Here is a 26,512-nt window from a genome sequence, read left to right as displayed (position 1 = left end):
AATTCTTTTCTTTGCTGAAGATGTGCATGGCCTTTTTTAGGATGGCTATTTCTTCTTTCAGTTCATCAATTTCGCGCTTTTGTTCATCAAGGAGGTGGGATTGTTGGCGAAAAGTCTCCCCCTGATTAACAGGTTCGTATTCAAACTCTCGATATTTTCCCACCCAGTTTCGCAGCGTAGCCGGATTAACATTCAGATCGTCAGCGATCTGCTCCAGGGACTTTGCTTGTTCCTGCACATACTTTACCGCCTACACGTTTAAACGTCTCATTGTAATGTTGTCTCTTCATACTCATGGCGCCGGCACCTCTTCGATTTATTAGATTTATTATCTGTCTGAATCTAAGAGGTGTCCACTTTTTATTCTAAGTCCAAATTTTACCCTAATTAAGATTATAAATGAGGATGTTATTTCTGCATTAAACTCCCGTGAGCTTAACGCCGAACTGGGGTCTAATACTTTATTTTCTCAATCTATAATTTTTTCTGTCCAACACTTTATTTTCCTTCATTTTTTCGTACAGGGAACCAATCTATATTCAATAATCAATTTCGTAACCTCTTTTTCTCCTGAACCTGTTGTGCATCTGTATTTTCTGAAACAAAAAGTAAACACATAAAAACACAAAAAATGATAGCAACTAGACCAAATTCTAGCCAAATGTAATTCATTTCTACAAAATATTTAAGCATAACAACAGATATAGGTAATATTATTTGCAAAAATAAGCCTAACCGTTTAGCTCTTTTAAGATTCATGCCTGAAACCTCCACTATAATGTGTCGTCTTATTATTTATAGTATATTGAATGATTTATTAGACCATAAAAAAAGCTATCCATTCACGGATAGCTAACAACACATTTGAAATTTGATGAAAGCCACTATTCTTGTCCTCCTACAGGCTACGATCGTCATAATGAGCATGATTGCGATATTCAGATAAGCCGGTCCAACCTGACCATCTCAAATACGGTACTTAAATTATGGAAATTGAAAAAGCTGTCGGGAAGCTGAGGGCGGATTTCGTCTCCAGTCATTTTCGCCCCGAAAGGAAAAGCACTTGTTTTGCTTACGAGTATACATGGAGATAATTTAATTTTCTATTTTTGAGGAGGTCTTTTCATAGATTGAGCTCGTCTATCTGAAATTCTCTTTTGTATCCGTTCTACATCTTTCATGATCTTATCAGTTTTCTCGCGTGAGGATTTTAGATTATTCTCACTAGTACGAAATGTGCCGCGGATAATATTATCTTTCAATGACATAGGTTGACCCACTACCTTTCAGAAATACTTGGTAGTAGTCATTTTGGTCAGATTTTATCGATTTATACGTAAATAGAAAAGAAGCCTAGTTTCAGGCTTCTTTGAGTATGGTTTATTTAGCAAGTCGTTGGAGTTTTTTAAACGATTCTTCCATATTATCAATGGTCTCATCGATTTTCTGTTGTCGTAGATCGGAAGCAGCGCGCCGCTTCATGCTAGACAAAAGAACTTGGTTAACATCATTCATGATCTGATTTGCTCTTTGTTTACTAGTGATTAATTGATCAACAGAACGTTCTTCAAGCTTCGTTTGCATGTCGGCCACCTTCCTTATGTAAGAGTCCTCTTTCTTCCAGATGGATACAAATAATCCGGATGAAACGGTACATTTCCTTAGAGTCTATTATACCACGAACGGATTGGTTTGTAGAGTCATAGTGGAAATTATAAATGAGGACTCGTTGAGAGGGCAGCTTAAGAAGGTAACTAGCTACAGTTCGTCCTTCGCGATCGCTTGTTGCATACTCGATTGTTCTGTCACTATGAAATAATTTAATGGATAAGTAATGCGCATAGCTAGGATCGTTGACATTGATGTGAATAGGGGTCTCTGTGGTCCCTTGTTCGCCTAGCATATACAGGTCCTCGCCCTGCACTTCATAGAGGGAAAAGCTTGTTAAGATTCTTAAATCATTCATATTGAAAAGGGAGTCTCTGAAGTTGCTTAGCCGAAACAAAACATCGATCGCCGCATTGAATCCATCTTCATTTACAATGAGCTGCTCATAGAGTGAAGATATTTGCTGATTCAAGAGATCAATGTCCACCTCTGCTTCTTCTAAATCCCGCTCTCGCTCCTCTAAAGAGGTTTTCAATACCTCAACATCCTTCATGAGATCCTTAATGATTGTTTGATAAGACTGGGTAATTCCATCGAGAGAATGCTCTTGATAGACATTTGTACCCATTTCGAAAGAGTCTCGAACGTGTTTGTGTTTTCTTTCATGTAATTTAAGAACATAGCATGCTCTTTAGGCCGAAACATCTTGTAAGCTACCGGTGTGAAATAAGGGTCACCAATGGTTAGCATACGTACATAGTTGGCACGAAGCGATAAAATTAAAGCAATGATGAAAAACAGAATTCCAATGGTTCGTGGCTAAGGCTGAAACATGGATGGAATCCAGGTATTAATAACACTACCGGTGATAGCCAGGGAAATTGCACTCCATATAGCTAAGTGATTTGATCCAAAGCTAATCAACTTATTTACGGTATCATCCGTAGGTTTTTGATATTGTAAACCTAGTATCGAACGCATGAGCCATGGACCTATCCATCCTTGAGGTCCTGGGTAAGCATTGCGTGCAGGCAGTAAACCGTTATCAAAGTCGCGTCTCATTGTTTCGAGAAAGCTTAACAATGCGGTTCGATCAGTTGTCGGTTGCTGCTCCTGCTCGGTGTCTTGTTCATTCATAATGCCGTAAGCCCTCCTCTTGAAAACTACAGATCGATCGTGTCTCCGTAAATCTCATTTCCAAATTATTCGCCAAAATTCTCAAATCTCCTACTTGCATGCACCTTTTGAGAATATCCGAATATTTTTCACCCAAAGAATAGTTCGACAAGCGTGTAGTCAGGCTCACAATTAATGGTCAACTGGAGTAGCAAGGAGTGATGTAATGTATTCCTTCATCCCGGTATCTCCGATACGCGCTAGAATTCGCTGGAAACTTATGCTATCAAATGGGGTGCTATCTAACATAGTGAGATATTCATCACCTGAGCTGATCTGTGAACACAGCACAGATCATCATAAAATAATGCAGTTCCAAGTGGCCAGTTACCTTGGCGAAATTTTGAAATGAGCTCTTCTATGGATTGGCACTCGTAAAAACGATCTGTCGTAAAGGCAGGGTCATCCGCAGCGACATTGATAAAATTTTGTTCACAATACGAAATCGATATCGTCAACGTCTTTAATGTTTCAAACGTCGCCTTTGAAAATTTACATGGGGCTATTATACAGGGGAACTATACGAATGAAGAGATTAAGGATATGTTAGCTTCGCTCCATACGGATCATATTTTGATCATCGGGAGGTGCCCAGATGATAACAAATACGACTCCGTTTGGTTTGATACGAAGCGCGCCATCCATTCAGCGCTAAATTATCTTACGGAGCTGGGGCATCGAGACATTGGTTACATAGGAAGTTACAAAAGCGTGGATATAGATATGGAAGAGCGAAGATATCAAATCTTTCTGCGGTATATGTCGAAATTCACTGAATTTAATAGTTCGCGGATGTACGTAGACGAGAACAGTCTCAAGAGCGGATACAAATTAATGGAGCGAGCGATTAATGACGGTCTGCTGCCTTCGGCCTTTTTTATAGCCAACGATCCTCTTGCGATTGGGGCGCTGGACTTCCTGAAGGAGAAGAACATCCCGATACCCGAGACGTTCAGCATCGTAAGTTTTGATGGCCACCAAATGACGCGATATACCATTCCTGCGTTAACTACCGTACAAATCCTCACGGAATATATGGGTAGGGTCGCCGTACAGACACTGATTGAAAAAATTGAGGAAGTTCGCAGTTTGACCAAAAAAGTTTTAGTTCCGACAGAGTTGAAAATTCGTGAAAGCTCTAGATAATTCTTCCAAAACTTTATAAAGAGGACTGTGTCCATCATCGATTAATTAATCATAATCTGCATCCGAGAAAATTGTTAATCGGTATGTTACTAATCTACAAGCTATTAGCTGGTATAGCTGAACAAAAGGCTGCCGATGAATCGCCGCCGGCAGCCTTTAATCTGTTATTCAGGTTATGTTATCCGTTATTTTAATTTCTGATAGCACTACTTTTATTAAAGAGCTCTTCGCTCTACTGGATGGGTAAGGCCACATAAAATAGGCTCATAGTTACCCCTGAAATTAGGAGATTCTTAAAAACTGGTATAAAAGGGGAAGGGTTAAAGACGGATTTAGGATCTGCGTGCTGAAAGTACTGGAAGCCGAAGTTTGTTAGCGGTCATGTACACCATGGCAATCAGGTTTTGAACGTTTCTGTAACCGCGAGCTTTTCGTTTAGCTGCTTGCACAAGTCCATTTTTTCCTTCGAGCAGGCCATTTGACATTCTGCTATGAAACCAGCGAAGAATGCCTTCTTCATGCTTTTTTACGGTCTTGGCAAGACCCTTCATCGGTTCCAACTGTGAGCGCCTTGCCCAGCCGATCCATACTGACGTAAATATACATCAGCGAGTAGATGCGGTGTCGTCCACAGATCTTGCATGGCTAATTTTATGGCTGCCGCCTTTTACTTCTACTATCTTATCATCAACGTTCAGCCAACAGATACTCGTAGCTGTGCCCCCAGACATACATCATATACAAATATTGCGTTTTATTCAGGTTGACAAAGGTTTCCGCCAAATTCATCAAGTTTGCATAGTGATGGCATGTAGGCTTGCGTTACTGTATGCGCGGAGACTTCGTGTCCTTGATAAAGAGTCGTGACCTCCTCTTCCGATATGCGATCGGCTGTGCCGAACAATACCCTAATTCAGATGGAATGTTCCTTTGATCCCATATTTATTGAAAATCTCCACACGCCGGTTGTTGGCTGTTTTCCCGTCGTCATAACTCATCGTCAACACTTTATGCTTTCCATGGGGAAAAACCAGCATGATTTTGGGCATATCATACACCTATTCTTTACAAAGGCTGCTTTGGCAAAGTTTCAAACTCAGGCACATCGACTATATACAGATTTCCATATCCCGTCATATCGCTTGTAAACAACACTTTTGTGCCATCGGGGCTGAATCTCGGGTGTACATGAAGCTTTTGAGATTGAAAGCTTCCGCGATGCCTGCATAAAATTCGGGGACCATCCAACTTATCGTCTATTTTCTTCCATAAACAGATCGTATCCTGGAACTGATCGCCATGATAGGCACTTGTCTGCTGGCCGTCGCCCACGATTAAGCTCGAGTCATTCGAGTGTACATGCATATTCTGGAAAGGGAACGCCACTTCATCACATTCGGTATTATCGTATCGAACCGAGCCGATGAACTTACCGTCCTTGTTTTGCAAGGATTCCGTATACCCGTGATAGCCTATTCGAACTCCATCGTCATGCCAATACTCATGACCGACAAACACATTGTCTTCGGAAGCTCTAATCTTCCAGTGTTCTCCGGTTTGAATATTCAAACACCAAATTCGGTGATCAACAAGATCCCATGGGCCTTCATGACAGAAGGACAAAAGATGAGGCTGCGTAGGCGATGTATTCACATGACCGATCCATCGATGTTCCTCATGAATGACTTTGGCCTCGCCGCCTGCTGCAGGGATTAGAACGATTTTGCAGTGGGGCATCGCTTTCGCAGTTTCTTCAAATCCAATATACCCCGCTCCCAGTATCGTTTGAATACGGTCGGATAGGTCTTCTTTCACACATGTGCATATCCATTTGCCATCTGATGTACAACTCAAATTACCCAAAACGTATTTTCCGGTAACCTCGTATAAAACTTTTTCTTCCAAGGTCTCCAAATCAATCGAAATAATCTGTTTACCCTTACTGAAATAGGCCTCATTCTTCATTGGGTTTATAAATGCATTCTGAATAGCTGCCATTTCACTATCCCGGAAATCGGTTAATTGCATCATTTCGCCGTTATTCAAATCGATGCTGAACAAATTCGTACAATTGGTTCTGTCGGATCCTAATAATAGCTTATTGCCATCATCATACCAACCGTTGTTGGTAAAATAAAGGTGAAAACTATGCGACATATAATTGGTCAGTTGACGCATCGGAATGCCCGTTATCAGATCGTTCGTGATACTCCATTCTGCTGGCCACATTCTTCCTTTTGCAGATGTAATCAATTCATTCTCGCGTAAATTCCCCATATTAGCAGCACCCATCCTTTTTTGGATTTTTCGAAATCGAATATACGTTTAAATTGGCGTATTCGGCTATTAGAGGAGCCATTATCATTAATAGCAAATAAAATATCTCTCTCCGATTTAAACAATTTCATCCGGTATGGTCCCTTGGCATCGGAGACTGACGGGATCGGATCCCCGCCCTGCGAAACCAGATGAAAGCCATAGCTTTTACGCAAATTGCACGTATGAAAGCTCCGCTCAATAAACAAAATTTGACTGTTGTCCGAGCATGGGATCAAGCTTGTTTTCCATCCGCATTCGATTCAGCGGAAAGCTGACAACGGCCTGTCCTTCCATTTTGAAATCCAACACATATCATTTTCATTAACAATTCGTTCCAGAACATGTTTTTACGCTTCCTTTCACATGCAGGCGGTTAAAGGAAGCCCCATATCCGCGATCCGTTCGATAACCAAACGAGCCACTTCCTTCGCGCCATACTCGCTAAAATGGGTGTTGTCCTCCACTCCTTCCGTATAATTTTGGTGTTCTCCCGGAGTAAACCAGACAAAAAGCTGCTTGGAGTCTTCCGGCCCCAGCGATTGGTAAAGGCCTTCCGTAGCCGCACATAGATCGATCAGCGGTACCTGCCGCAATTCGGACAGCTCCCTGATCGCGGCAGGATATTCACCGTGGGTGTTAACCAGTCTTCCTGCCTCGTCAAAACGTCTCCGATGCACGGGCGTGACTAGAACCGGTGTGGCTCCTTTTTGCCGGGCCATATCTATGTACTGCGACAGAAAAGATTGAAACGTTGTAAAAGGCTCCGTCCCGTCCGGTTTTTCATCATTGTGACCAAACTGGATAAAAAGATAGTCGCCGTTTCCGATTTTTCCCACAATCCGTTGAAAATGTCCTTCGAGGATAAAGCTTTTGGAACTTTTTCCGCATCGCGCTTCGTTCTGAATGACAACTTCATCAGAAAAAAAGGCGCCCAGCATCTGCCCCCAACCCGCCATCGGCGCTTGAGAGGCCGGATAATCGGCCACCGTGGAATCGCCGGCTAAAAATAAGTGAACCTTCGCTTTATCCTTAAGAAGTACATGTTTGGAGATATCAAGCTGAAGCTCTTTTACCCCTTGCGTTACGAGCCTAGCAATTCGGTCTGCGCCTTTTTCGGTGAAGTGCGTAAAATCAGTACCGTTCAATGAGGCCATGAACAAAGTTAACGTCTCGTCATATCCAATGGACGTATAATAATTAAGGCTCATCGTCATAAGATCGATAAGCCGTACATCTTCTTCGCTTGCCAACTGCTTCATCGCGTTGCAGTAATCCGGGAAATCGTTGACAAAAATACCGCCATTGTCATGCATTCTTGCCACCGGTGTAATCAGAATCGGGGTTGCCTTGCGATTTCGCGCAACTTGGACATACATATTCAGGTAATGCTTAAAGTCGCTATATGGATCGGTATACCGTTCCGGCTTGCTTTCGGTGGCGTCATTATGCCCCATTTGAATAAACAGATAGTCGTTTTCATTCAGCTCATTAAGGAGCGAATCCAATCGTCCTTCCGCAATAAAAGACTTTGAGCTCCTGCCGCCGATCGCGCGATTTAAGAATTGGACTTCAGTGGTAAAGTAGTTTGCAATAAACTGTCCCCAACCTGCCTGAGGAGCAGAACTTGCATCATAAGTCTGAACAGTGGAATCACCTGCTAGAAATATATTCATGGTTTAGTCTCCTCTCCATTACGTTGTTTAAACAATAAATGATCCAAAGCTTTCCGGCAATCTTACTTTTTTGATTCTGCCTCTCCAAAAAAGTGCGAACCCGGAAAAAATGTATTAGCCATGAAGCGAAGTACTTCGGCATGATCAAAAATGGGCTAACGCCGGGAAAAGCGTTTATCACCGAGGCGAGGCGAGGCAAAGGCAAAATCATCATGCTGGGATCAATGCCAATGGGTGAAGACGGTAATGTGATGGTAAAGAAACTCATCGACCATTATGCAGCTGAAGCCGGTATATCGCTTAGAACGGATGCATGATTCAATTCACGCTTCCGCTTTGATAAAGCAATTATGTTCCTCTCATGCGGGTAATGGCCACAATCGCGATGGATAAGAGTCTCCAGGAGCTTCTATTTTCCCCGAAAACGGTGAAACTGGGTGATTAGCAGTCTCTGGAGACTCTTATTGCTTCTTCCCCCGGTGAGATGTAATAAATATCCAATCACCTGACTTCTATCTTTAGCGGTCTATCGGCCAAAACATGAATCGTCCTGTACGGGTCGCCGTTATGAGAGGGTACGATAATTCCATCCGTATGAATATGATTCGGAACAAAAGGAAGCTTCAGCTCCAACCTCATCTCCTTCACAGATGTGAATATGGCATCCACCCGTTTTTCATCCATGCACCATTCAATAGAAAGCCGGATGCCTCCCCTGCATAATAAACCGCTAACACTTCCTTTTTTCCACTTATCTGGTAGTGCCGGCAGCAGCTTGATCATACCCGGTGCTGAAAAGACCAACATCTCGATGACCGCCGAAGTGATGCCGAAGTTGGCATCGATCTGGAAAGGTGGCTCAGCACCAGTGCCCCACATAGCCATGGTGACCCCCTGATTCCTCCAATCATTATGGTACGTAAACAGATTGGGACCGACGCAAGAACGGCAAAGCAGCTCCAGACAATCCTGCGCACGGTTACCTTGTCCAAGACGCGCGTAGATGTTCGCCATATGGGCAAATGACCATCCGGATTGAGAGGAAAGTCCGATCACCAGCCTTTTTTCGACTGCCTCTGCCATTGCTTTGAAGATAGCCGGATTACTTTCCTCCGTTACCTCATATCCCGGAAAAACCGGATAAATGTGCGATTGATGGCGGTGATGATAATTATCCGGCAGGTCCTTATGGATCCACTCTTTGGCCGCGCCTTCTTCATTAACCGAATAAGCCGGAAGACGCGATGCCATCGTTTTCCATTTCTGGACCCGATCACTATCCATCTGGAACAGCTCGCAGGCATCACTGAGATTCGTCAAAACTTCTTTCGCAATCGCAATATCCATAGCCGCATTGATGACGGACCGTGACGGCTCCGCTATGGCCGGCTGGTTCTCGGGCGATTGCGACGGAATAAACATCAGCTGCCCGTCTTCCCCATCGATTAGAAAATCTTCGTAAAATTCGGCAACCTCCCTTAGAAAGGGAACGGCCCGGTTTTGCAGAAACTCACGGTCCTTCGTATAAAGCCAATAGTCATAAAACAGCTGCGCCAGCCATCCGGCGCCTCCAATCCACGAAACCCACTGGCCATCTTTATAGATGAGACCGTGCGTCGTTTGGCAAATGGGCACCAAAATGCCTCTACACCTATAAACGAGCTTCGCATTGGTTCTGAAATCATCCAACATGGATTCATAGTAATCAAAGAACGGGAGTACCGTTTCAGGCAAATTGCCGGGCAAGGCCGCCCAGTAATTCATTTGGATATTTTCATCATTATGAAAGTCTGCAGCCCATGCGGGATTGTAATCACCGTTCCATATCCCCTGAAGATTCGCTGGAAGACCCCCCGGACGGGAGCTGGATATGAGCAGATAGCGCCCGTACTCAACCATTTTTTGCACGAGCTCCAATGAAACGTCACCGTCATAGCTCCCCATAAGAAGTTCTTCGTTGGAAACCCTGCCTGCGATCTCTGCATGATCGACCAGCTTCAACCTGACTCTGTTAAAAAGCTCGCTGTGGACTGCCGCATGCCTGCGCAGCAATTCAGGATAGTCGGCATCTATTCCGCCGATGTCTTCCCGAATTCTGTCTATGGCGGCCGCACCGGGTTCATTGGCAAACAGCTTGACCAGAATCACAACCTCATCCGCATTGCTTACAAGCAGACGAAGACCATTTTGCTTCAATTCCCCGCCTGTTACGGCCACTCGCGCCATGCCGCCAAATTCATTACCATCCTCATAGGTTCCCGTCAGGCTGATCAAATGACCTTGGAGCTCGACCTTACAACGAAAAGGCAGCTTGCTGCCAGAAGAATCGGTGACCTCACCTTCCCCTGCTATTTCCCTGACATCGTGAGGAAATAGAGCGAGTTCGCAGTTAATCTTCGCTTGATCGGGTGAAGTGATCGCCATAACGACCACATCGTCTGAGCGCGAGACAAACAAACGTTTTTCATACCGTTTGCCGTCCTCGTGCCATGTCGTAACCGCCTCCCCTGTTTCGAAATCAAGACTTCTTCGGTATTTTCGGAATGCTTCCTTGACCGGCATATGGATTTTCAGATCGAACGCCGGCTGATACGGATCGACTCTTTCGTAGCCCGTATAATTTTCTGCTATCCTATCTGCGAAGAAACGCATGCCTTTCCGGTATTTGCCCTCCATAAGCAGCCTTCTGAACTCGGGCAGATGATGACTCACATCAGACAATTCGGGCTTTTGGCTTTTCCAGAAAAGAGCCTCATGGTTCAAAAGAATCGTATCGTTATATATGCTTCCGTATACAAGGGCGCCATAAGTTCCGTTGCCGCAGGGCAAAGCATCCTGCCATCTGGATGCCGGTTGACGCATGATCATGCCGTGTTTCATATCCATATTCGATGATCAACCCTTTACTCGGTTTGTGAACTGTTCTTTACCCACTTGTAGCCCAGAAGTGAAGATAGAAATACCAATGTCAAGCCCTGTCCCCAGCCTTGTATCCGCTCATGGGCGACACCTTTATAGCCGCTCGCGTCTTTCATGACAGCCGTACCCGCCGATACTTCCAGCACGGTACCATTATTCGGAATTTTCGATAATAAGGAGGGGATCGCTTTCTGGATAAATTTGTTATACATAGGGGCTCCAATAGCTTCGTTATACCGGAGCAATGCCGCGGTTAGACCCGCGGATCCCGATGTTTCCTCATAAGCTGTCGGATCATTCAGAACAGTGTGCCAGAGTCCATTATCGGATTGAAGACGGACGATGCTGCTGAGTTGATCCCGCAGTGAATCATACACTCTCATATAAGACGGATGCGTGACTTCTACGATATGGAGCGCCTCAGACATCGTATAAGCCGCCCAGGAATTTCCGCGCGCCCAATACACAGCGGACATGTTGTTCTGGGCGAGATGGTCCCAGCCGTGATAATACAAATTCGTTTCACGATCCTGCAAGAAGAGCTCATGCGCATGATACTGCAGCAAGCCGTCCTCCAGCCAAGCATCATTGCGAAGCAAACTGCCGATACGGATGAGGAAATACCCGGCCATGAACATCGTGTCGACCCAAGCTTGCTGCGGAAAATCGTAATTTTGCGATACGGTATGCTGGAACACGCCATCGGCGAATCGTACTGCATCCGTGCTTAAGAATTGCGCCATTTGGACGGCTACATCGAGATAGCTTTCCGATTTGGTTTGTTCGTATAGTGTAAGCAGTGTATGACCAATAGATACGGCGTTAACGGTCAGTGGTGGAATGCCCTCTTCCAGCTGTTCGTCGATCCACGCCTGCAATTGCTCCAAATACGAAGTTTCACCGGTAGCCAGATAGGCTTGGCCTACACCGTAGAAAGCGACTCCGGCTGGCCAATCCCATGTCATGTCCATCTTGAACGTTCTATTAACGACCCGGTCGATGGCTTGTTTAATTTCAGTTTCATTTATCGGTACGTATTTCACAATAGTTCCTCCCTAACGTTGAAAAAAGCCCGGTACTGCAAATGTACCGGGCATCTTTTTAATGATCCATTACTTTTTTTGAGCCACGGTATAAGCCTCATTGATTTCTTTGATAAAATCGTCTCCGCCTGTGCTCTTCCATTTATCGACTTCAGCTTTAAAGCCAGCTTCATCGATCTTGCCGACGATAAATTTCACTCTTGCATCCGCGATAATCTGATCAAGCTGAGCACCCTTCTGCGTATAAGCAGCCGAAGTCAGCGGTTCCGCCGGATTAGGAACCATATTTTTCTCATTCGCGGCTTTAACCTCCGCAGCTTTCGCACGAATCGGCGAACCCGGTTTAAAGGCGGTATCCAACACGTTAGGAACACCTACGGACAACTGGTTGAGGTTCTTGTTGTTGATATCCGGAGCTTGAGGATCTTCCGGCTTCAACATGGTGATCAGCTTACCGTCTTCGACTTTGTAATGAGTACCCTCGAGGCCGTAGTTCAGCATAATCTGAATATCTTTGTCATTGATCTTATCGAAGAAGTTCAGTACTTTCTTCAGATCCGATTCTGTCTTAACACCCGATTTGGAAATCAGGAAAACACCGGCGTGTCCCTGTGTGGAAGGAAGAGGCAATCCCTTCGTGGAACCAATGAGGCCGATCGTTCCGTTCTGATTGACCTTTTTCATATTTTCTTCGATTTGGTAAGAACGGTCGACCACGTCAATCGCCACACCGGCCTTGCTGTTGATAATTGGGTCGTTCCACTTGGCGGAATCATAAACGGCGAAGTCTTGATTGATCAGCTTCTCATCATAAAGCTTCTTGAAAAATTTGAGCGCATCCATGTATTGAGGCGTCATATGAGCGGGGACAAGCTTGCCATCCTTGTCGGCACCCCACTTGTTCGGTACCCCAAACCAAGTCTGCATAATGTCCCATGGACCGGCGTATTTCGTTACGACCATGCCGTAAGTGTCGTTCTTGCCGTTTTTGTCAGGGTCGTTGTTGGTGAATGCCTTCAGCATGTTATAAAATTCATCGACCGTCGTCGGCTCACTGAGCCCCACATTGGCCAGCCAATCGCTGCGGTACGAAGTGCCGTAGCGGCCAAGCGGGCGGACGGCAGGCAAGCCGTATATTTTGCCATCATAGGAAGTGTTGTTGAGCGTCGTCGGATTGTATTGTTTCAGATTCGGATAATCCTTCAGATAAGGTCCGATTTCCCAGAAAACGCCGCCTTTAATAGCGTTGGAAACGGTCGGAATTCGGATAATATTCGACGGAATGAATACAACGTTTGGAAGCGAGCCGGAAGCCATGGTGATATTTAATTTGTCATTATAATTGGCATCTGGCGTGAACTCAACCTTCAGCTGCGTATTCGTGACTTCTTCGATTTTCTTCCAGACTTTACTTTCTGGGGAAGCGTTATCATTCGTAAAGCTCTTTGCCATTATACTGAGGCTGAAAGGAGCAGTCTTAGTATTGGCTCCTTTATCGCCAGCATCTGGTGCAGGATTGGCCGAATCCTTAGATCCGCAGCCCGCAAGGACGCCAAATGCCATGACTGCACTACTTAGGATAAGCACCGGTTTTCTGTTCGAGTTCGACAACCATTTCATAGCTGATGATCCTCCCTTTATGAATATCAATTTTATATGTTGTAGCAGTCGAACGCCATCTAAACGGATGCCGTTCGTTCTGGTTCTACCGAAATTAGCCTTTGACGGCCCCGATCATAACGCCTTTTGCGAAATACTTCTGAAGAAATGGATAAAGAATCAGAATCGGAATTGTGCCGACAACGACGACAGCCATTTTGATGGATTGATCTGGCGGCTTTACGTAAGTCGGATCGTAGGTCGACATATCCAGCGACCCGGTGGCAAGCAGCACGATTTGACGCAGCAGCACCTGCATGGGCCATTTATGCGAATCGTTCATGTATAGCAGTGCATTGAAAAAGTCGTTCCAATGCTCGACTGCATAGAACAGTGCGAAGGTAGCAATAACAGGCTTGGACAACGGCAGCACGATGTGCCACAAAGCGCTCAAATCTGTGCAGCCGTCGATGCGGCTTGCTTCAAGAACTTCCGCAGGAAGCTCTTGAAAGAACGATTTTACGACAATCAGATTGTACGTATTGATCGCAACCGGCAGCATTAATGCCAAATAGGAATTGAGCAGCCCAAGGCTCTTGACGACAAGGTATGTCGGAATCATACCCCCGCTGAACACAAGCGTAAAGATGATCATATTGAGAAAGAGCGTTCTTCCAAGCATTTGTCTACGAGATAATGCGTAGGCCAATGTGAGCGTGAAAAGCAAATTGACGATCGTACCAGCCACAGTAACGAATGCGGAGACACCCAAGCTCCGCGGCAAAGCGTTATCTTTGAAAACATACTCGTAAGCGTTAAAGGTAATATGCTCTGGAATGATAAAGAAGGCCCGGGCGCTAATTTCACTGTCTGAGGCAAAAGATCCTGCAACGATATACATGATGGGAATGATCATGACCATCGCAACGATTGCAAGAAATACGTAATTGAAGATATCGAACATTTTACCGCCTAACGTATTATGTCTCATGCTGCGTCTCCTTTCATTAGTAAAGACCCGAATGGCCTGCACGTTTGGCTAAATAATTGGTGGAAACGACGAGTACGACACCTACGACTGCTTTAAATAGGCCAACGGCCGCGCTGTAGCTAAACGATCCCTGGGTAATCCCGACCAAATACACATACGTATCGAATACCTCCGCCACATCGCGGTTCAGCGAGTTGCTCATCAGCAAAATTTGCTCGAAACCGCGATCCAAAAATTTTCCCATTCGCAGAATCAGGATAATAATAATTGTACCCTGAATGGCCGGAAGCGTAATATGCCATAGTTGACGGAAACGGGAAGCCCCATCGACGATTGCCGCTTCATACTGCTCTTGGTCTACACCGGCTAGCGCTGCAAGGAAAATGATCGTGCCCCAACCGCATTCCTTCCAGATCGTCTGCGTAATGATGAGGGGTCTAAACCAATTCTCGCTAGTCAGAAATTCGAATTTAACGCCTAACAGCTTGAACAAGAGCTCATTGATAATCCCACCCTCGGTCGTTAGCATCAGATATGAAATACTGGCCACGATAACCATAGAAAAGAAGTGAGGCAAGTAAACGAACGTCTGGATGAATTTCTTATAAGCCGCGACCCGAATCTCATTAAGCAGCAGAGCCAAAATGATTGGGGCTGGGAAGAAAAAAACGATATCATACAGTCCCAACAGAAAAGTATTTCGCAATAGGTTTATAAATATAGGATCTTTCAAAAATTGGGAAAAGTTCTCGGTACCGACCCATTCACTCTTAAAAAAGCCCAAAAACGGTTGATAATTTTTAAAAGCGAGCAGGATACCCCACATAGGTAAGTACTTAAATATGAGAAAGTACGCCATACCGGGTAAAGCAAGCAGCAGTAACCATTTATCTTTCCTTACCCTAGTCGCCAGCTGACTCCAACGGGACTCTTTAGGCTTCGTTTGGGAAAATGAAGAAAGCACTTGCGTCTTGATTGGCTCCATCTGTCTTCACTCCTCTGTTTCAAAATCGATATGAATCAAACATAATAAAAACGAGAATTTCCGACAACCTTCATTTTTTGTAATCGCTTTAACGAATTGAATTAGACTTTTTTTTGGACTTCATACTATTTTTCTTTGGTTATTATTTGGTCGCATACATGCAGCTCCGCCGGCAGTTCTTGCCCAATTAGCTCCAAACATAAAATTGCATTCAACGACCATTGCGACGCTATGTTCGTTGTGATGTGCGGCAGCTCTTGGATGGGACGAACATACTCGAGCTCAGGTACTTGAATGGTAAATGTCGAGTCCTCGCTTCCTCCAGGCAGACGGTTCTCCAGCATGATGCGCCATATGTCTGCAGCCAATTCCGCATTGTGCAGTCGGTTGGCAGCGAAGGCGGCCATCCCCGCAGCCATCATCGGCCAGCTAAATTTGCTTGGATGAATGGCCCCGTTCGTCCAGGCCAGCTTCTCCTCCGGTTTGAGGTAATAGAATTCACCGAATTCAGCGAGCATGTCATCCCATTCGGGATCTGTAATCAGCTGCGAAAGCTCCATCCAGACCTGCGGTGCGCCGAAGGCAATTACCATATGATAATCATAGTTGGCGTCACTGATATGAGATAGAATGCCTGTCTTCGGATCGTAACCAAAGGTTGTACCGGATAAAAGCCGGAACGGTGCTGCCTTCAAGTCTTTGATCCCTTGCAGTATTTTGTCGCGGTAAAAATCACTTTCAAAGCGCTCCCATTGCGACATCCAATTCGAGCTGAAAGCCGCCCAATCCGGACCGCTTCTGGCATGGGTCGGATGATCGTCTTTCGGAAAATAATCGCGCATGGGGTCCGTTTGGACAGTTGCATAATCGGCGTCGGCCACTTCCGTCAAAATATCACCGGTTCGTTCATCCGCTGTCAAAAAGTAATAGTAGCGGTGCAGGCCTGCCATCGCGATTCGCGCTTCCTTGCACCCACAGCCCCAGTGAACGACATTATGGCGGGAGCCAAGCCCCGCATATTCACCAAGATGATAAACATCCACTTCGCTCGTATGACGCGTCATTGCTTCTGCCATGCGGAACAGATCTCCTCGCCCAGAACGCAGGAACGAGAGCCACAGCCACATATTTGGCACAAGTTCGGTGTTCTGCCATGCAAAACCGCCTACATCGTATCTCCAGTTGTGCCGAGCAGGATCATACGTATGCATGAAATCTCCGTAATCCCAGAAACCGTACCATCTTCGTTGTTCAACCTCTTGTTTGTAGAAGCTAACCAAGGCGTCCAATTGCTCTTCCACCCAGGCTTTTGCCGGCGTACTCCGATCAGGCAGACTCCAGATACCGAATACGTTTGTATTGTGATACTGTTCAGGCTCACACACGAACTGCGGCGGGGCTTGAACTTGTTTTGTCATCGCTGCGAGGTCCGCTAAAGTCGGCGTTCGATCGCAGCACCATAACATGAGTTCATTCGTATTTCCAATTCCATATGGTGTGCTGCGAAGTTCTTGTGATCCTTCATATGCTGAATCCACATGCGTAGTTGTATCATAATGGCGCATATCCATGGCCGCCGAATCCGGAGACCAGAACCAAAGTGTTAATTTGGCCTCTTCAGTCGTCAGACCAGTCACTTCCAGCGAAGACGGATGCTTTTGCCAAAAATTACGCAGCCCTGCTGCCAGTCCGCCGTTTGTATCTCCGGCATAAACGAGCCCGTTGGCACGGTTGCCACTTACGGCCTTCACCCAACTGCACTGTTCGTTTGTCTGCTTGACGACAGAGTAGGAATCTGCAGAAAGCTGTGTCAACTTATAACCGTCCCACGCGGCGGAGTCTTCAAGCAGCGAGGTGAAAGGCGCATCCTTCTCAGGATCGAACGTAATCGATTCCCCGGCTTGCTGGCGCCGGAACATGTCTGTATATACACCATTCGTTCGGCGGGTCGATAAATGTCTTGGCGATTCACTAAAAAAGCCATTATCGCCTGCAAACCGCACGTATCGGTTATAGAGCGGCTCTTTGAGGGGCAAGCCGAAGGAGATGCCGATCCCTTTTACAAAGTCCTCTTGTGGATTACCATTGAATACGATGGTATGAACAATCCGGATCGAGGCCTGATTAACATAGAAATAGAGACGCAGCTTAAAGGGCAGCCAAGAGCGTTCGCCATCCTGGGAGATATGAACCCCCTCCACGCTTAATACGACCCGAGTAGGTCCTTCCTGTTCAATCGTTACCGATGTGATCTCGCCGTAAAACGATTCTTCCTGGTAAAGCTTTCCGCTCGGTGTAGTCCGGCGTTCTTCACCGATACAGACGAGAGAACCTTCCATACCAATCCGTTTCTCGCCGTGGTACAGTCCTCGGATTAACGCTTTTCCCTGCTTCCCGACTACACACCGGATAGCGCCGGTATCGACGGTCACTTCATCCACAGACTCTTTAACGCTCAAGGGCGATGTATGACTATTCGTGACGCTTTTTCCCTCAGCCTGCAAGGAATAGTCTCCAGTTTCGGGCTTTTCTAGTGAAGCAGCGTGCGCTGTCCATTTCACACTGCCGTCAGGCCAGTAAGCTGTCGGCCAGGTCTGAAGCTCCACCGGGTTGCCCGATGGACTTATAAGAGCGAAGGCGTCGGTCTTTGACCGATTCAATTCGCCGATTTGCCAAGGAACCCCCCATGTTACTCCACAAGGTATTGAAGGCGCGTCCTCCAACCAACGTAGTCCAGGATATTTAAGTCCCATATTTACTTATCCCCTCTCAGAAATAGCTAAGTGAAAAGCTGTGTAATTTGCTTTGTAAACTCATGGTATTAGATTATTAACTGTCTGAATTTCCTTCAAGCATACTTTTTTAAGCCCCGTAACTCTGGGGTATTTCACTTTTTTTCGGAAATAAGACTTTTTTACAGGCGCAGTAGGGTAAGACGGGGAATTACTTCCCCGGACTCCCCGTCAAACCGCCATCAACCAGAATAGACCGAATCCCCCGAATCCATCTGAATTCGGGGTTCGACATCAGAACCGCCTATGAGTTCATCCGGCTTTTTGCCGCCCTCTAAGTAATCAATCAATTCCATGAGATGTCATGATCATCAAACATGCGGAAGGCGCCCGATCCGTTCTTTTTCATAGGTTTCATTTGAAAATGGGGGGCTTAATGGAAGATGATTCCGTTGTTCATGCAGAAAACCTCGATTAAAGCCAAATCTTATCCGGGTGTTTAATATTCTTACGGCCGACGACCGTATCGAATACGAAAGCCACGTACAGCCATGGGTTTGATTTCAATCGAAAAGGTCGAAATCATCAGACACAGGAGGCCAACATAGATAAAGACTATATACCATGCTCCCGTAAACCGCCCGGCTTCTATAATGACAATCATGATTAAAGTAGGAATGAGCGGCTCTCCATAAGCCTTCCACCAGTACAGAGGGAAATGTTCAAGATAAAAGAAGCAAATCATGGACAGAGCAGAGAACGTCCATCCGCCGGTATATTTCCACACCGCTAATACCGGGCTTCCAGCCGCTATAAACGGCACAATGGCAATGACAAAAATACCGGCAACGATCATGACCCAGAAATTCGCCTTCGTTTGTTACTACTTAGGTTATCTAAAAACTGAATTGGTTACGTAGAGCGTTGGTTAGCGAGGAGAGTACGGGAAGTTGTTGTTTTAAGAGCGTCGAAATTACACTGCGCATTCTTGCAAAGTTTTTTGCGCCTGACTCTGTGCGGAACGAGCCGGAAACCTTCTGTTTGACTTTAACCATACGCAAATCACGCTCTGCCTGATTGTTGTCAAACGGGATGTGGTCATCCCAAAGAAACCGGATAATCGACTCTTTATGAATAAGGAATCGCTCTCCCAAGTTGGCGGCTTTGCTTTTTATTTTTCGGCCTCTCGGACCGTTCTTAGCTCGAACGGCGTCTTTCTCCCACTCGACCTTACCGCTCTCAAGAATATCATCGTACTGATCCTTCACCGCTTCAATCACGACTTTAGGCAGGGGGATATCTTCTTGACGAGAAGACTGGGCGAGCTTCCAACTCTCTTGCAGCAGCTCTTTCATCTGAGTTGCCCACTCATGGCCATCATGTTCCGCGATCCCTTGGCATTCGCGTAACAAATGCGCGTTACAAAGCGCATGATCAAAGGAATAAATCTCTTTGAAGTAGGCAGGCAAGCAGTCATGAACGACGGTCCCTGTATAAAAAGGAAAGAATCCAAGTTCATCCATTGCCTGGCTTCCGCGTTTAGGGTGCACGCCTAACAGCGTCCAATCTGCATCGGATACCACGTGCATCCAGTGGGTTTTCCCCTCGATCCGACATCCGGTTTCGTCGGCGTGAGCCACTGATTTTTGGAATAACTGCGCCCGAATCGTCTGCTCGGCCTCCTCCAGTGAATGGAACATGGTCTGCAAAGACGAAAGCAGCGTCGCTTCGCTTGGTTGATAACCAGTCAGATCCGCGAAGAGTCGCGTAATCCGGTCGAGTGGCAACATTTGGTAGGCGTGTAGATAAGCGGTCCATGCTGTAAAACCCTCTCCATATTGGGTAGGGGCATGGACTCGCTCCGGAAAAGAAGCCTTTTGCTGAAGGCCGCACTGCGGACAGCATTTCTTCTGGGCCCGATGTTCGGTAACCCAAATGCGTGGCGGCGGCAGGTCGAATACTTGCCGCTTCTCATAATTTTGGCTTTCCACCGCATCAAGCGAAGCCAGGCATCCCGAGCACATCAAGAGCTCATGAACAACGATTTCGTTGGGCTCGTCCACAAAGTGAAGCGTCGTCCCTGCGTGACCTTTGGGGGCTCCCTTTTTACCGCCAGGGGTACGAAGATTCGTCGGTTTGCGCAATCCATCGCTAGAAGGAGGCTTGCTGCTGTTGTTGCTGTTCTGACCGAGTTGCCGTTCTAATTCGTGAACGCGCTTCTCCAATTCCTCTATCCGTTTGGCTTGTTGATCTACAACCGCGAGTAACGCATGGAAGTAACCCGCAATTTCTTCATCACCTTTGCAAATTATGTTTACCTGTTGCGGTGTTAACTTCATCGGTCTCGCTCCCTCAAAGAAAATCTTTATGTAATACTTCTAAATGAGGATTGAGTTTTCCCGTTTAGCGATAAAAAAAGTCTCCTCGAATTCGGGAGACCTAAGTAGTAACCTTCGTTTTTCCTATTCCCGCCAAAATGTTCCCGCCCAACCGGCCTATAGACGAAAAAAAGACTCCTAGCGCCATCAAACGAATATACGTTGCCGAATCATCGGTGGTGTAGCTTGCCCCAAATAAACCATTGATTTGATTCGGAAATAAACAAATGAGGGCCGTAAGCGGATATAAAAGAATGTTATTATACCGAATACAGGATGTGCCCCGCCGCCTGCTTTCTTCTAGATCCTGAGAGCTTTCCGCTACAAATGGAAAGGTAACAATCATAAAAGCCCATGTGATGATGTTGAGAAATCCCGTAATGCGGAAACCGTTGGTCAGATAACCGACGGCTACTACCGAACTGGAGCCAATCATCATTACTAAAAATGGCTGTTGAAACGCTTTCGCAATATTCCCCGCCCAGACGGGGATTCCATAGTTCACCATTTCCCGAATCTCCGGAAGGGAAAGGCTCCCGAGCCATTTTGGTTTATGCACACGTTCAACTTTCCAGCAAATAAAAGCGGCCGTTAGGATTGAACCCATGCCCATCCACAGAGAGACGTTCTCCAAAAGATTGAGATGCTCCGTAGGCCATAATACCCCGAGTACGGTACCGATAGTGGAGAGCGTCGTCGTAATTACCATAAAGAAGGCCTGGATACCGAAATCGCGATTTCCGGAAAAGGAAGCCACCCCGATATTGATGATCGAATTGAACACAAGCATGATCGTACTGATTATCAATGCCCCGTGTAAAGCAGGCAGATGATAGGTATGCGACAGCATTGGCGCCAACAAGGAGACCAGGATACTGATGAGAATCCCAAATAAGGTGCTCCCAAGCAGAGCCAAGCGGAATTTACTTCGGATCGCCTCATCCGGTTCCCTGGAGAACGTATATATCAACGCAGCGTTAAAGCCGATATTAAGAAAAAGAGAGATCATTCCGAATATTTGCAAAAGGAGATTCACTTCGCCGAATTTAGCTGGATCGTTCAACACGCGGGCCAATATTATACTGCCCCCCGTTTGCAGCAATTGGTTGATGAGTAGGCCGAGAAAAATGATAGATACATTGCGTAATAAAAAATGCTGTGTATCTGTTAATCTTTGTTTAGGCATGGGGCAGCCCCCTCTCCAGTTAGTCCCAGCTAGGCATAGGTTTTTTTAAGCCATCTTCAATCCATAAAAACCGTCCGGTTATGCTATTAGATTCCGGCTTCAATAAATCCAAAATAAGTTTAACGGATTTTTCCGGCGAATCACCGCCGGTCTGTTCCACCCATTCAACCCACCGCCGCATATCGCCGGAAGGAACAGAGTCTTCGCGTATTGCTTCCCACATTTCCGTCTTCACTTCACCAGGATGTATGACATTGGCTGTTACGCCTGTACCCATGAGCTCGGCAGCAAGAAGTTGCCTTGTGAAATGATTCAAGGCCGCCTTACTTGCAGCATAAGCACTATTGACACCTCTGGGCGGGGCTAAGGAAGCTGCGGATGTCATATTAACGATTCTACCCCAGCCAAGTTTAACCATTTCCCCGACAAAAGCCCTACAAATCAAATAAGGTCCAATCGTATTAATCATAAACGTATTCACCCATTGTTCCGGATTGCTTTCTACGATTGGTTTTATTTCTCCGTGAACTCCGGCACCATTATGCAGCATGGATGGAATTCCGTAATTGCTCAGCACTTTGTGGGCCAAACCCTTTACCTCTTCCAAATTTCCTACGTCTGCGGCAGCAATGACTGCTCTTCCACCATTTGCAGTAATCAGCTCCTTAGTCTCTTCCAATTTGGAAACTCTGCGTCCGACCAGCACTACTTCTGCTCCTTGTGAAGCGAGCCCTAAAGCTGCATCTCGGCCTACACCACTTCCTGCACCGGTTACTAAAGTCAGCTTTCCTTTTAAAATAGGTATGCACCTCTCAAAATTATCATTTTGTGCCCTGCAGCTCCTCAAGGGTATGGCGGTCAAGCAGAACTTCGCCAGCGCGACAGGAATCATCCAACTGGGTGAGATTTTTACAGCCGGAAATCGGAAAGACGGGAAAAGGATACGACAACAAATAACCAAGAGAAACTTGAGTCATCGTAATGTTCAGGCGTTGCGCTATCGCTTTGACGCACTTCAATTTTCGAATGTTTTCCTGGCTGCAAAACTTCCACACATTCATGTTCTCAGGCCCCTGCTTATTCAGCATGTCAATTTTGTAGCGGCCGCTGAAGAAACCGGAGGCCTGTGAATTGTATGGAATTGCTGTCAATCCCATACGTTCGTGATAGGATAGCTCCTTTTCGTCCATCGTCACCATAGTGTGATCATTTTCGGGAGGATACGTGGCAAGACTCCATTTGTTTTGGCTGGCGACAAACCCGTGAATTCCTTTTTTCTTCGCATATTGCTGCGCTGCTTCAATTCGTTCAGACCGCCAATTAGAGCATCCGAAATAACGGATTTTACCTTGACGAACTAATTCGTTCATCACATCTATAATGTCTTCGATCGGTCTCTGTGAATCATCGCGATGAAGCCAGTACAAATCGATATAATCCGTCTGCAAATGTTGGAGGCTCTGCTCTACGTCGAAAAAAATATCCTCTCTGCTCAAGCGCTGAATATGCATGGTATCCAAATCGGGATGCGCCCCTTTGGTTGCCAAAACGATTCGGCTGCGGTTTTTGCGTGACTTTAACCAGTGGCCGATTATTTTTTCACTTAGGCTTTGTCCGCCAGGCACCCAGTCGCCGTATACTTTGGCAGTGTCTAAGAAATTTCCTCCCCGATCCAGAAAGTGGTCCATTAGTTCAAAGGACGTCTCACGGCTAATTGTGTCACCGAAATGTGACGTGCCCAAGCAAATAACAGACGGCGATAATTCCGTACTAGGTATGCTTCTGCTTCTCATATGTCCCTCCAAGGCTTCATCGTTGATTCTTAAACTTCGTTGGAGATATGTGAAGCGCCGGGCGTGAATGATAGTCTGCATTTTTTTGAGCCAAACGTTCGCGAAATCTCAATCTTATTCATCTCTAACTAGCCGCCTCTAAGAGATTTAGTACATGGTATGGGTGGAAATAAATTTAATCGCCCTATAGCTATACGGTCCGACTTCCAACCGTCCAGCCGGAACCGGTTCTCCCATAAGCGCATCAACACCTTGCCTCGGCAGTATTACGCAACCGCCATTACCATCCATATTAATGACGAACCAATATAGGGATCCGTCCGCACTTATGCGCGGCGCGACTGCCGTACCGACTGATGCCTCGCTGCGGACGGTAACACCAGCCTCTTCAGCATAACGATTGACCAACTTGCGGAGCAGCGTTCTGCCTTGCTCGCCTTCCGGCATGGAGCCCAACATGACGATTTTCCCTTTACCGACGCGTTTTTCCGTCAGGAAGGTCGTTTCCGGTGCTGCTCCGCCTTCAACCGTTCCGATGACGGTCGCGCCCTTCGCTTCAAATAATGCGCTCCACAGGCTAAGCCCCGCCGCTTCCCCGAATGCATGGCCGACAGTTCCCGTGTCGGTTACCGGGAACGTATACAGTGTTTCGACGCCTGCCAGCTCGTCCAGCTTGCCGAGCCCGGCATCCATGTGCACCGTATGCTCCTCCGTACGTCCGCCGCTCATGGGACCGACGATCCAGATCCCGCCTTCCTCGACAAACGCCTTCGCCCGCTCCAAATAAGCATCGCTCATGTAAGGCATAAAGGGAGACATCAGTACCTTATGGCCGTCCAGATCCGCATTTTCGAACAACAAGTCACGGTGCAAGCCCGTTTCCGCTACCATCGTATACCAATCGACAATAAGACTTTGATAGGTCAGGTTTTCCAAAGACTCTGTCTGAAAGAATACCTTCGCACTGTCCGACCAAGTGATGGCAAGCTCCGCCTGGACGGGCTTGGTGGATAAGATGAGCGGCTCGATTTCCTTTCGGGCCTGCTCTGTCCTTTGTACATTTTGATAGCCGACGGTCGGCTTGCCCCAGGCGCTGAGTACGGCACCGTGCGGCTGTTCGCACCCGGTCCGCTGCTGGCGCCAAAGCCAATAGCTGAAGCCTTGCGCGCCAAGCGCATAAGCAGCAACTGCCTCGGCCGTCAAAAAGCCGTTTTTATGCGTTTTTTGGTACCCCTGCAAATGACCGTTATGAGAAGTGCTCGTTTCCATTACCCAAAAAGGGACGCCCGGCTTTACATTTCTCCAAAGATCGTAATTCATCAGCAGGATCATGTATTGGTCGGTATTCGGATATCCGTCGAACGAGGCAAAATCGAGATTGGCGAACATCCGCTCATGGTTCGACTGAAAACCGATCGCATCGTTATGGGTTATTGGCGCATCGGAATATCGGCGAATGACCGCGAGCTGTTTGTCTTGAAATTCCGCGATTTTATCACGGGAAAACATCCGGTACATTGTGCTGAGCGACGAATTGTGCAGGAACGGCGTTCGTACGGGCTGGGGGACCTGCTTGAAGCTTTGGTAAAGTTGGCTCCAAATTTGCGTTCCCCAAGCCTCGTTCAACTTTTCGATCGTTCCGTATCTTGCACGAAGCCACTCGTGCCACAGCCCTTTACATGTTTCACAATAGCATTCCGCTACATGGCACTTAAACTCGTTATCCGTCTGCCAGCCGATAACGCCGGGCAGGCGGCCGACAGCCTTGGCCAACGCTTCAATGACCATCCGACTTCTTTCCCTGTAGAAAGGATGGTTTGTACAGGCGTGCTGCCTGGCCCCGTGACTCATCGTACGGCCTTCCGCGTCCACGAACATTCTCTCCGGATGATTGTGCGAAAGCCAAATCGGCGGCGTCGGAGTCGGCGTGCACATGATCGTTTGAATGCCATTTTCGTATAACTTTCGAATGATAGCAGCAAAGAAGGAAAGATCGATCTTATCCTGCTCCGGTTCCATTTTGGCCCATGCGAATTCCCCCATCCGCACAACATTGATGCCGGCTTCCTTCATATAGCGGATATCTTCCTCCATGGTCCGCTCATCCCACAGCTCCGGATAATAGGCTGTGCCGTGATACAGCTTTCGTTCCATACTCTCCACCTCTTCATATCGAATTCGACTAGTCAGGCATACGATTTGCTGCTTCATAATAGCTTGGATGAGACCCATCGCTAAAGCGAATGGCTCTCTTCGCTTTAAAGAAATCGTTCCCATATATTGCTATTTGTCACCGCAGTATAGAACAAAAACTTGTTCAATCGGTTTAAAAAAGAGATGCCCGTCTTCCCAAGGTTGAAAGTGCAGATCCATTCTAGAGTCATTCCAATTTCCGGGTGTCCCGGAAGTATTCAGCTTCTTCGGTGCAGCAGGCTCTTCAATTACTTTCGGGAACTCTTGGTAACCGAACAGTAGATTCTCATGGATTCCAATAATCTCATACTTGTCCCCTAAAAAGGCTCTTTCCTCCTGCAGCTGATAATGGTAATAAATATAACTGCCGATCATTTCCGGACGCAAATGGGCAACCCGGCCAACCCGCCGTTCTACAGGCTGCTTTCTTTTCCAATGCTCAAAGCTGACCGGCTCGTTAAAGTGAAACACATCAACCAGGGGAATCCATTTTCTGAATTCACTTTTTCCCGGCCACTCCTGAAGAAACTCCCCTAAATCCACGAAAATACCCTCCGGCTGCCATTCCCGGTGGATGCACTCGCAGTATAAAAAAATCTGATATTCCCATCGGTAGCCTGCGATCGTCATCATTTCGCCGTCATCAAACAGCTTTTGATCGTTGTTTACCAGCTCTGTCCAACGGCTTAATCCTGCCTCAGCCTTTCCCGTTTTCCATTGTGCCCGAAACATGAAACGTTTCATTTTCATACACTCCTGTACGCTAATTGG

General features: G+C 46.5%; 25 protein-coding genes. 2 read left to right on the top strand and 23 right to left on the bottom strand.

The features are described 5' to 3' along the window. The 5 genes from G519_RS44345 to G519_RS0124180 all read right to left on the bottom strand — a co-directional run. Nucleotides 1-238: transposase (locus G519_RS44345; RefSeq protein WP_064743518.1), on the bottom strand; the 238-nt coding region annotated here is incomplete at its 3' end. Nucleotides 239-546: 308 nt separating this feature from the next. Beyond that, entirely contained in the window at nt 547-759 is a 213-nt protein-coding gene (locus G519_RS0124195; RefSeq protein ID WP_029196888.1) for a hypothetical protein, read from the bottom strand. Between the two features lie 621 nt (nt 760-1,380). After that, nucleotides 1,381-1,584, bottom strand: coding sequence for a hypothetical protein (locus tag G519_RS0124190; RefSeq protein ID WP_029196887.1), 204 nt, complete (start codon nt 1,582-1,584; stop codon nt 1,381-1,383). Further along, nucleotides 1,568-2,236: a hypothetical protein gene (locus G519_RS0124185; protein WP_029196886.1), complete on the bottom strand. Its 669-nt coding sequence runs from the start codon at nt 2,234-2,236 to the stop codon at nt 1,568-1,570. The genes G519_RS0124190 and G519_RS0124185 overlap by 17 nt, the downstream gene beginning before the upstream one ends. A 191-nt stretch (nt 2,237-2,427) precedes the next feature. Next, on the bottom strand, nt 2,428-2,745 hold the full coding sequence (locus G519_RS0124180) for a hypothetical protein (RefSeq protein WP_029196885.1): 318 nt from the start codon (nt 2,743-2,745) through the stop codon (nt 2,428-2,430). A 582-nt stretch (nt 2,746-3,327) separates the two neighbouring features. On the opposite strand from G519_RS0124180, the gene G519_RS0124175 reads away from it, so the two are divergent. After that, a complete protein-coding gene (locus G519_RS0124175; RefSeq protein WP_029196884.1) occupies nt 3,328-3,930 on the top strand; it encodes a substrate-binding domain-containing protein in 603 nt (200 codons plus the stop codon). Between the two features lie 332 nt (nt 3,931-4,262). Here the strand turns inward: G519_RS0124175 and G519_RS44340 are convergent, their stop codons facing one another. From G519_RS44340 to G519_RS53655, 5 genes are all read right to left on the bottom strand, one after another. Continuing rightward, entirely contained in the window at nt 4,263-4,481 is a 219-nt protein-coding gene (locus tag G519_RS44340) for a transposase (protein ID WP_244280207.1), read from the bottom strand. Nucleotides 4,482-4,838: 357 nt separating this feature from the next. After that, nucleotides 4,839-4,979 (bottom strand): hypothetical protein, encoded by a 141-nt coding sequence (locus tag G519_RS53320; protein ID WP_154669610.1) that lies wholly within the window; start codon nt 4,977-4,979, stop codon nt 4,839-4,841. Nucleotides 4,980-4,995: 16 nt separating this feature from the next. Further along, a complete protein-coding gene (locus G519_RS0124160) occupies nt 4,996-6,207 on the bottom strand; it encodes an oligogalacturonate lyase family protein (RefSeq protein ID WP_051253640.1) in 1,212 nt (403 codons plus the stop codon). Continuing rightward, the gene (locus tag G519_RS0124155; RefSeq protein ID WP_244280206.1) at nt 6,180-6,422 is read right to left on the bottom strand and encodes a DUF1961 family protein; all 243 of its coding nucleotides are present in this window, start codon (nt 6,420-6,422) and stop codon (nt 6,180-6,182) included. The genes G519_RS0124160 and G519_RS0124155 overlap by 28 nt, the downstream gene beginning before the upstream one ends. Nucleotides 6,423-6,608: 186 nt before the next feature. Further along, nucleotides 6,609-7,922 (bottom strand): rhamnogalacturonan acetylesterase, encoded by a 1,314-nt coding sequence (locus tag G519_RS53655; protein ID WP_084160313.1) that lies wholly within the window; start codon nt 7,920-7,922, stop codon nt 6,609-6,611. A 140-nt stretch (nt 7,923-8,062) separates the two neighbouring features. Between G519_RS53655 and G519_RS50445 the strand changes: the two genes are divergently transcribed. Further along, nucleotides 8,063-8,239, top strand: a complete 177-nt coding sequence (locus tag G519_RS50445) for a type 1 glutamine amidotransferase family protein (protein WP_154669609.1) — start codon at nt 8,063-8,065, stop codon at nt 8,237-8,239. Nucleotides 8,240-8,423: 184 nt separating this feature from the next. On the opposite strand, the gene G519_RS44325 is transcribed toward G519_RS50445, so the two are convergent. The 13 genes from G519_RS44325 to G519_RS0124065 form a co-directional block, all read right to left on the bottom strand. Next, nucleotides 8,424-10,808 (bottom strand): glycosyl hydrolase family 95 catalytic domain-containing protein, encoded by a 2,385-nt coding sequence (locus tag G519_RS44325; RefSeq protein ID WP_051253639.1) that lies wholly within the window; start codon nt 10,806-10,808, stop codon nt 8,424-8,426. 17 nt (nt 10,809-10,825) lie between these two features. Then, nucleotides 10,826-11,884: a glycoside hydrolase family 88/105 protein gene (locus G519_RS0124125; RefSeq protein WP_036633696.1), complete on the bottom strand. Its 1,059-nt coding sequence runs from the start codon at nt 11,882-11,884 to the stop codon at nt 10,826-10,828. A 69-nt stretch (nt 11,885-11,953) separates the two neighbouring features. Further along, nucleotides 11,954-13,504, bottom strand: a complete 1,551-nt coding sequence (locus G519_RS0124120; protein WP_029196880.1) for an extracellular solute-binding protein — start codon at nt 13,502-13,504, stop codon at nt 11,954-11,956. A gap of 94 nt (nt 13,505-13,598) precedes the next feature. Next, the gene (locus tag G519_RS0124115; protein WP_029196879.1) at nt 13,599-14,474 is read right to left on the bottom strand and encodes a carbohydrate ABC transporter permease; all 876 of its coding nucleotides are present in this window, start codon (nt 14,472-14,474) and stop codon (nt 13,599-13,601) included. 16 nt (nt 14,475-14,490) lie between these two features. Continuing rightward, nucleotides 14,491-15,459, bottom strand: coding sequence for an ABC transporter permease (locus tag G519_RS0124110; RefSeq protein WP_051253638.1), 969 nt, complete (start codon nt 15,457-15,459; stop codon nt 14,491-14,493). Between the two features lie 125 nt (nt 15,460-15,584). Continuing rightward, the gene (locus G519_RS44320) at nt 15,585-18,212 is read right to left on the bottom strand and encodes an exo-rhamnogalacturonan lyase family protein (RefSeq protein WP_036633695.1); all 2,628 of its coding nucleotides are present in this window, start codon (nt 18,210-18,212) and stop codon (nt 15,585-15,587) included. Nucleotides 18,213-18,699: 487 nt separating this feature from the next. Beyond that, a complete protein-coding gene (locus G519_RS0124095; RefSeq protein WP_029196877.1) occupies nt 18,700-19,047 on the bottom strand; it encodes a hypothetical protein in 348 nt (115 codons plus the stop codon). A 40-nt stretch (nt 19,048-19,087) separates the two neighbouring features. After that, nucleotides 19,088-20,530: an IS66 family transposase gene (gene tnpC, locus G519_RS0124090; RefSeq protein WP_051253637.1), complete on the bottom strand. Its 1,443-nt coding sequence runs from the start codon at nt 20,528-20,530 to the stop codon at nt 19,088-19,090. Between the two features lie 100 nt (nt 20,531-20,630). Further along, nucleotides 20,631-21,755, bottom strand: a complete 1,125-nt coding sequence (locus G519_RS44315; protein WP_051253636.1) for an oligosaccharide flippase family protein — start codon at nt 21,753-21,755, stop codon at nt 20,631-20,633. Nucleotides 21,756-21,774: 19 nt separating this feature from the next. Next, nucleotides 21,775-22,647 (bottom strand): SDR family NAD(P)-dependent oxidoreductase, encoded by an 873-nt coding sequence (locus G519_RS0124080; protein ID WP_084160312.1) that lies wholly within the window; start codon nt 22,645-22,647, stop codon nt 21,775-21,777. Beyond that, nucleotides 22,577-23,548 (bottom strand): aldo/keto reductase, encoded by a 972-nt coding sequence (locus G519_RS0124075; RefSeq protein ID WP_029196874.1) that lies wholly within the window; start codon nt 23,546-23,548, stop codon nt 22,577-22,579. The genes G519_RS0124080 and G519_RS0124075 overlap by 71 nt, the downstream gene beginning before the upstream one ends. 147 nt (nt 23,549-23,695) lie before the next feature. After that, nucleotides 23,696-25,702, bottom strand: coding sequence for a beta-galactosidase (locus G519_RS0124070; protein WP_029196873.1), 2,007 nt, complete (start codon nt 25,700-25,702; stop codon nt 23,696-23,698). A 129-nt stretch (nt 25,703-25,831) separates the two neighbouring features. Beyond that, complete coding sequence (locus G519_RS0124065) at nt 25,832-26,485, bottom strand: hypothetical protein (protein WP_084160310.1); 654 nt, start codon at nt 26,483-26,485, stop codon at nt 25,832-25,834. Nucleotides 26,486-26,512: the final 27 nt, after the last annotated feature.

The sequence above is a fragment of the Paenibacillus alginolyticus DSM 5050 = NBRC 15375 genome (assembly GCF_000422905.1).
Classification (GTDB): Bacteria; Bacillota; Bacilli; order Paenibacillales; family NBRC-103111; genus Paenibacillus_E; species Paenibacillus_E alginolyticus.
Note: the sequence above shows the minus strand (reverse complement) of the source record. Positions and strands in the feature narration are given on the sequence as shown.